General features: G+C 42.4%; 5 protein-coding genes, 1 other RNA gene and 1 pseudogene. 2 read left to right on the forward strand and 5 right to left on the reverse strand.

The genetic code is table 11. The features are described from left to right. Positions 1-434: 434 nt before the first annotated feature. A complete protein-coding gene (locus PN470_RS06375; protein ID WP_016516677.1) occupies positions 435-2159 on the reverse strand; it encodes a diflavin flavoprotein in 1725 nt (574 codons plus the stop codon). 308 nt (positions 2160-2467) lie between these two features. Here PN470_RS06375 and PN470_RS06380 point away from each other — a divergent pair. After that, a pseudogene (locus tag PN470_RS06380) lies at positions 2468-3061 on the forward strand (transposase family protein); the annotation flags it as partial. A gap of 326 nt (positions 3062-3387) precedes the next feature. Here the strand turns inward: PN470_RS06380 and PN470_RS06385 are convergent. Next, on the reverse strand, positions 3388-4434 hold the full coding sequence (locus PN470_RS06385; RefSeq protein WP_271935305.1) for a glucokinase: 1047 nt from the start codon (positions 4432-4434) through the stop codon (positions 3388-3390). Between the two features lie 190 nt (positions 4435-4624). Here PN470_RS06385 and PN470_RS06390 point away from each other — a divergent pair, with 190 nt between their 5' ends. Next, positions 4625-5266 carry a hypothetical protein gene (locus PN470_RS06390; RefSeq protein WP_103112280.1) on the forward strand — a complete coding sequence of 214 codons (642 nt, stop codon included), beginning with the start codon at positions 4625-4627 and terminating at the stop codon, positions 5264-5266. Positions 5267-5652: 386 nt separating this feature from the next. On the opposite strand, the gene PN470_RS06395 is transcribed toward PN470_RS06390, so the two are convergent. The 3 genes from PN470_RS06395 to ssrS form a co-directional block, all read right to left on the reverse strand. Then, a complete protein-coding gene (locus tag PN470_RS06395) occupies positions 5653-5907 on the reverse strand; it encodes a hypothetical protein (RefSeq protein WP_103112195.1) in 255 nt (84 codons plus the stop codon). A 60-nt stretch (positions 5908-5967) separates the two neighbouring features. Then, positions 5968-7338, reverse strand: a complete 1371-nt coding sequence (locus tag PN470_RS06400; protein ID WP_272104100.1) for an NAD(P)/FAD-dependent oxidoreductase — start codon at positions 7336-7338, stop codon at positions 5968-5970. Positions 7339-7537: 199 nt separating this feature from the next. Beyond that, positions 7538-7725: non-coding RNA, 6S RNA (gene ssrS / locus PN470_RS06405), on the reverse strand. Between the last annotated feature and the right edge of the window lie 52 nt (positions 7726-7777).

A 7777-nucleotide genomic window follows, 5' to 3' on the forward strand; every position in this document is an offset into this window, starting at 1 on the left:
ACCTCTGCTCTTTCTTCTTCTTTAAGAGCTTTTTGTAAGTTTTTCTTTTCTTCTAAGTCTAGGAAATCTTTGGCTGGCATAAGTAGGATTTTTCTCAAGTTACTATTTCTATTTTAGGTGGTTTAAGTGCGTTTTAGCTTATAAGGTAGTGGCGCGGAGAAAAACCTTTTCTTTGAGTATTACCATAAGATAAATTTATATTGTTGTGACAATCTATAAGCATCTGAGGGGGTAAGACAATCGCTAAAATCCTTATTCTCTCGTTGACCCCCTCGGATACCCTTGTACTTCTTTTGTCTATTGCCTATCCTGATATGTAGCCTATACTCAACGGATTTAGTATGACCAACTGGTTGAGGGGTTAAACCATCTCAAAAGCTGAGAGCAAACATCTTGATCTGTATTTTCTCAACCAGTCAAATCAAGCAAAAATCCTAATAATAATTACCGACTTTGCGATGGTGAACAGCCGTTAAACTATCAGGTTTAGAAACGCGACCATCGGTGACTTTATTGTAAACAATCCAGTGGTCAGCACATTCCATGCGACTAGCGACCTCACATTCTAAATAAGCGAGAGCATCGGCTAAAATTGGGGAACCATTATTAGCGGTGTGAGTATTGACTCCTGCGAAACGATCTTCCCCAGGTCCGAAACGTTTTAAAAAGTGTTTCATCAGGGTTTGATAATTGCCTTCTTCCAGAATATTTAAAATGAATTGATCCCCCACTTGCATTAAAGACTCGATCGCCCGATCTTTGGCCACAGCAACGGTAAAACCGGGAGGATCAAAACTTGCTTGCGTCACCCAAGAAGCGACCATTGCACCGCTTCTGTCTCCTTTCTTGGTGGTAATAATATATAAGCCACCACTAATGCGTCCGATGGCTTTATCGAGGTCAGTATCGAGGGATTTTCTTTGTTTAACTTTTACCTCTTGGGTTAATAGTTGTCCCATATCTGTTCCTGCTTCTTCACAGCGTTGATAGAGACTCTCGTTAGGAGTTTCTGCGCTACGAATGGGATCAAAAGCTTTGGTTAAACCAACTTCACGAAACTTATTAAATAGAGGTAAAATTGATTCATCATCATCCCCTTTAGATTCAAACATTCCGAGGTATTGTTTGGGGTTAACCGAGGCGAGAATTGTGCCTAGATTACCCGTAATTTCTTGGGCATTAATACCAGAAACCGGGGGAGTACCGATGATGATTCCCACCGCAGAAGAAGCTAATTCTTTTACCTCTTGGGGATCGGCGGATTTCAGGTCTAAAGTTTCTACAGCCAAACCAGTTTTAGTAATACCTTTGGCAATAGATTGACAGAGGCGATCGCTATAACCATAGTCGGCAATGTAGAAAACAGCGACGGTTTTTTCTGCTTTTGTTTGTGCCTGACTCCAATCACGATAACGGGTCAATAATTCAGTAACATTATGTTTTAATACTGGTCCATGACCATTAGCCACGAGATTAATATTACCTAGGGGTTCCATCCGTTTCATCGCCGCTAGTACCGAGCGAGCATTAGGAGCCATTAAACATTCATAATAGAAGCGATAATCTGGTTCAATAGCACTTAATTGCTCATCGTAAAGATCATCGGAACAGTAGTGCATTCCAAAAGCATCACAGGTAAATAAAATTCCCGAACCGTGATCGTAGGTAAAGATAGTATCGGGCCAGTGTAAATTAGGAGCGTTAACAAATTCGAGAATGTGACCATTGCCTAGGTCTAACTGATCGCCATTTTTGACCAGTTGACGTTGAAAGGGATGATGAACTAAATTCTCTAAAAACTGAATTGCTACCTTCGACCCAACGACGGTAATATTGGGAGCGAGTTGTAGCAGATCTTTGACTAAACCACTGTGATCAGGTTCGGTATGACTGATAATTAAATAATCGATTTCTTGGGGGTTAATTAATCCGTTGAGACTATCAAAATATAGTTGACGGAATTTTTCGTGAGAGGTATCCACAAGGGCGATTTTTTCCCCACGAATCAGATAGGAGTTATAAGTCGTACCGTTTTGTAATCCGAATTCAATATCGAAGCGATCGCGATCCCAATCGAGGGAACGAATAGCGGTGATGTCTGCGGTGAGATCGGCCACCTGCACAGTGAGACGTTTTGTTTTGACTGGTGTAGCAACCATCGAACTCCTCCTTATTGTTAAGTTTTTTATACTTTGTCTCTATTGTGCCACGAGGAAATAAGGTATGGAAATTTATTTTCCGATAATTACTGATAACAGCTATCTTAATGGTCAGGGAGGAGTCGATCGTCGATTTGAGCAGAAACGCTCTCTAGGTATCTGTAGGAGGAAATGGGTGTTATACATTCCAGTCAAGGTGAACTACTTCCTATGTCACGGGGGATTGCCTCAAAACCGACTTACACCCAGTTTTTGGTCTTACATCCCCGACCTAGGCAGTATCTCCAGTTCCTATTTGGTATAAAGTTAGGATTGTAAATAAGACGGAAAAAATGCTTTTACAATCGGGAAACTTCCGTTTAAAAGGAAAAAAAGCTCTACTAAATCAAGCAGAGATACCGGTCATAACGGTAATGGATGTAACGGAAACTCCTAGGGAACGCCCCAAAAAGAAACAGAAAAATTTTTTTGGTGGTAAAAGAGGTTATCATACTTTAAAATCTCAATTAGTAGCTGATAAAAATACCGAGGAAATTATCTGTGTCTGTTGTGGGAAAGCTAGAGGTCACGATTTTAGTTTATTTTAAAAAAGTCGAGTTCGGTTTCATCCTTTAACTCCCAGCAGAGAAGACAATGATTATCAGGGAATAGATGCATACCATAGTAATAGTTATACACCGAAAAAGAAACCGAAAAATAGAAAATTAACAGAGTTATAAAAGGAGTATAACAATGCTTTAGCCAAAGAAAGGATTATCATTTAACCTATAAATAGGAAACTCAAAATCTTGAAAATATTATCGCGTAAATATCGGAACTGTCGTCGAAGATATAGTTTAAAAGTTAACTTTTTGACGACTATTTATAACTATGAGTTAGGAATAGTTATAGCAACTTCTTAAAAGTTGCCAAACATTAATCCAGTCAAGGATAATTTATTCTCAATAATAAAAATTGAGATGGTTTCTGCAGCTTAAATAAAGAGGTTTTGATAACCAAATTAAAGCATATATAAAGAGTTTTGAGTTAAAAGTAAAACTTCAGGTTTTCATTCAGAAAAAATGCACTAATTGGCTAATTTTCCCAAAAAATTAGTTAGCCTACCATCATAACATATAATTAATTTGCAAGAGTTCTAATGCACAGCAAAGGAAAGGATTAAGCCTCCATCACTACTACCGAATCACCACCTGAAAATAATCCCTAGCCATCTCCACTAAACCCTCCCTCATAGCTGACTAGCACAGTAAACCGCCCCCATCAGTCCCACTTGAGCATTAAGAACGATATGGACGGGAATATTGCTTAATAGCTCCCTCATCCGACCTTTAGCCCGAAAAGCCTTCATAAAGCTACCCTCGGTCATTAGGGGAAGATTTTTGGCCGCAATCCCTCCCGCGATGTATAATCCTCCGTAGGGAAGCAACTTCAGGGCTAAATTGCCCGCTTCCGCACCGTAGGCCTCGACAAAGATTTTCATGGTTTGATAACAGAGATGATCCGAGTTATCTTGGGCAAAACTGGCAATTTTAGCCGCTAAATCGACGGTTTTTTGCGGTTTATCCATTTCTGCTAACCAAGTGCGGTAAATTTCCGCCATGGCCGGTGATGACTGACTATAGTTACTATCGTGGAGAAATCGATAGATAGAAGTGATTCCAGGACCAGAAACCACTCGCTCCACTGAAAGGCGGTCGATATTATAGAGTTCCAAGAGATAATTTAATAGTTGATATTCTAAACTCGATCGAGGGGCAAAATCAGCGTGGGATCCCTCAGTAGCAAAGACCCGATATTTACCCTTCGAGATAGGAATCAAAAAACCCTCTCCTAACCCCGTCCCCGCACCGATAACCGCAATCGGGGCATCCGGTACTGCCGGAGCCGACTGTAGATTGTGCAGCTCCTCTGGGGCTAATCCTAACACCCCATAACCGATCGCCGCAAAATCATTAATTAATTTTACTCGCTCAATCTGCAGCTCACGGCTTAGGCGATCGCCAGTTAGAGACCAACTTAAATTAGTCAATTCGGAACTATTGTTAACCACCGGACCTGCAATACCGAAACAAGCTTTTGTCACTGGGGGAATAGTAGCCTGTCGGGCCAAAAACTGCCGGACGATCGGCACCAGATCGGGGTATTGTTCACTGGGATAAATTTCTTGATCGAGAGTAGTTAGCAGGGGTTGGGGACTATCCGGTGAGTTTTGGCAATCCACTAAACGCAGGATTGTTTTAGTTCCCCCGATATCTCCCCCTAAAAGAATCGTCATGCTGGTTTTTCCCTTAGTTTGTACCCATAATTATAGTTTTTTACCCTTTCTATCAGGCAAATTTAAAGGCCACCAATTCTATACTATAGTGAAAGATGGTAATGCCTAAGCCCTAATTAAGGATTGATTAATCATCGCTCCCGGGTTGGAATGGGGATTGGCTAGAGGACAGAAAGAGGGAGAAATCAGCTTGGGTGTAGAACTTCGCAGTTACGTTTATCTTGACAATTTACAGCTTCAACACGCCGCTTACATCGGTACAGTCGCCCAAGGATTTTTACCCTTACCCGGGGATGCTTCCCTCTGGATTGAAATTTCCCCCGGCATCGAGATTAATCGCATCACCGATATTGCCCTCAAATCCGCCGTGGTTCGTCCGGGGGTTCTATTCGTAGAACGACTCTATGGACTCTTAGAACTCCATTCTAGCAGTCAGGGAGAGGTCAGGGCGGCCGGCCAGGCAATTTTGCAGTATTTAGGCGTTAGTCAGCGCGATTGTCTGAAACCGCAAATTGTCTCTAGCCAAATTATTCGCAACATTGACGCTTACCAAGCCCAATTAATTAACCGTAGTTCTAGGGGTATGATGTTAATGGCGGGACAGACTTTATACGTTTTAGAAGTGCAACCAGCCGCCTACGCTTCCCTCGCCGCTAATCAGGCCGAAAAAGCCGCTTTAATTAATATCCTACACGTTACTTCCGTGGGCAGTTTTGGACGCTTATATTTAGGGGGAGAAGAACGGGATATTATCGCCGGTTCCAGGGCGGCAGTTTCAGCTTTAGAAAATATTCAAGGTCGAGCTTTTCCGGGTGGCGACAAAAAAGAATAAGCTAACAAAGGCAAAAGGCAAAAGGCAAGAGGTGTTTAGATATGTATAATTAGGGCTTGCTGAATAAATGTGAAATGTAGGCAACGTAAGAGTTTTATGGCTTTTCTCGCGAAACAGGTGCAAGATTTTGAGAGAATCGTCGTTAAAAACCTTGCGTCTTCATCAGCCCGAGTCCTGTAGGGGCGAAGCATTCGGGCAATAACCTATCGGTGAAACCGTAGATTTTCTATCCGAATGCTTCGCCCGTACTTTTTGCCGCAAGCCCTAATTAATTGTGTCTAGCTACTTACTAAATCCCGTTTAAAAGGTATAGGATAGTGGGGAGTGGGAAGAAGGGAAAGAAAGTTTGAGCATTTGTACTAAATAGCTAAAAAAGGAATTTCGCCCTATTGGGGAGGTTCAAAAATTAGTTCGCCATTATTCATTTTTTCAACGACTAAATGGCGATAGAGTGTCACTTGCCGGAGGATTTGGTCGGGATTATTTTTCTTATTAGAAAACATGATTGTTTTAATCGATTCAAATTCTATTCTTGTGATCACACCATCTTTGATCGCTCGTTCAATTGTAACTCGTAAATATTCTAATTCTTGGCTTTCCTCTGGGGTAATTTCTAGACTGTTAGGACGTTCTATTTTCATGATCGATTGTTCTTACCTGCTAACTGATAACCGGATAATCACGGCTATTTTTTCACCCTTTCACGATCGCGCAGAGAGAGTTTCCGTCTGGTTAGAAACGGCCAGATTATTATTATTTTGGCTGTTATTTTGCGGCAATTGTCCCGAGGCTAAATTCTGCCCCTCTCCCGTAATCAAACGAGCGCCACGACCGCGGGTAAAATAATTCCAACCCCATTGCACCATCACCACTAATTTATTATCAAATTCGATCAGATAGTAAATATGGGCCCAAACCCAGACTAACCAAGCGATAAACCCGGAAAACTTGACAAATCCCAAATCAACCACGGCCGCATTTTGGCCGATCACTGCCAGACTACCTCGATCGATATAATGAAAAGGTTTAATAGTTTGCCCTTTTAGGCGAGAAATTAATAAATTCGCCAGATATTCGCCCTCCTGCATGGCCACGGGGGCAATTCCGGGTAAAGGTTTATCTCCCTGATGGGCAAAATTAGCCAGATCCCCGATCACAAAAATATTGGCATAACCGGCGATACTTAAATCGGGTTCAACGATTACCCGGCCGACGCGATCGAGATTTACCCCGGTTCTTTCGGCCAAAATTCGCCCCATTCTCGATGCTTTTACCCCTGCTGCCCATAAAATTGTCTCGGCAGCGATTTCTGTGGTTTTTTCTCCCTGACGGACGGTGACACAACCTTCAACAATATTGGTAACGATGCTGTTAGTTTGCACTGTCACCCCTAATTTTGTGAGAGAAGCGGCAGCTTTAGCGGATAAATCGGGTGAATATGGGGGTAATACCCGCTCCATCCCTTCTAAAAGCAAAATTTTCGCTTCTGTGGGGTTAATCTGGTGAAAATCAGACCTAAGCGCACCGTGGGCAATTTCAGCGATCGCTCCTGCTAATTCTACCCCCGTCGGTCCGCCACCGACAATCACAAAAGTTAATAAAGCTTGCCGCTTTTCGGCATCGATTTCTTTCTCGGCCTTCTCGAAAGCAAGATAGATGCGACGACGCATTTCTACTGCATCTTCAATGGTTTTTAACCCTGGAGCGTAGGGCTGCCATTGATCATTGCCAAAATAGTGATGACTGACTCCCGTGGCAATAACTAATTGATCGTAGGCGATCGGTGGGTGATCTTCCAAGATCACTTCTCCCTTGACTGGATCTATATCTATGGCATGATCGAGGAGAATATCTGTATTGTCATGGCCCCGTAGGATTAAGCGCAAAGGTGAGGAGATATCGGCCGGAGACAGCGCCCCAGTAGCAACTTGATAGAGGAGGGGCTGAAAAAGATGGAAATTTCGCTTATCGATGAGGGTAACATGAACGGGGGCGTTTTTTAGGGCTTTGGCCGTGTATAAACCCGCAAATCCGCCGCCGATGATAACAACTCTTGGCTGTTTTTCAGTCATTGCTTAACAATAATTCATAAATTTCTCCCTAGTGTAGTCCGGATTGTCACAATTTAGCGGTGACAAGCGTTACCGAAAACAGTAGTCTTTAACCTAGAAAAAAATATAGATACTGGCTTTTTTGACCAACCAAGAGGGCAAAACTAAGGAAGTACAGGAAATCTCCCCATAATTTGGCCTATATATGCTCGAAAAACTTGAAAAGACCGCTACGCCGTTTTACCTAAGTTTATGACCTGGGTTAACCAGGTGGGAACTTATATTCCGCGTTTCTGTTTCCGAGTACAAGCTCGGTTTACTACCACACGGATTGGTTACTTGCTCCCTTATCACAATCAAGCATAGATCAAAAAACTTGAAAGGCAGTCACCAACGTAGAAGCCCGATTTGGTTTTATCGTAGCATTTTTTTTTCTCAGAGGCAAGTGGGGAAGTGGGGA

The organism is Microcystis sp. CS-574 (assembly GCF_028329095.1).
In the GTDB taxonomy this organism is placed as follows: Bacteria; Cyanobacteriota; Cyanobacteriia; order Cyanobacteriales; family Microcystaceae; genus Microcystis; species Microcystis ichthyoblabe_A.

Excerpts from the sequence above, each read along its gene's own strand:
- PN470_RS06375 (WP_016516677.1), bottom strand. The coding sequence starts at position 2,159 with ATGGTTGCTACACCAGTCAAAACAAAACGTCTCACTGTGCAGGTGGCC.
- PN470_RS06385 (WP_271935305.1), bottom strand. The coding sequence starts at position 4,434 with ATGACGATTCTTTTAGGGGGAGATATCGGGGGAACTAAAACAATCCTG.
- PN470_RS06395 (WP_103112195.1), bottom strand. The coding sequence starts at position 5,907 with ATGAAAATAGAACGTCCTAACAGTCTAGAAATTACCCCAGAGGAAAGC.
- PN470_RS06400 (WP_272104100.1), bottom strand. The coding sequence starts at position 7,338 with ATGACTGAAAAACAGCCAAGAGTTGTTATCATCGGCGGCGGATTTGCG.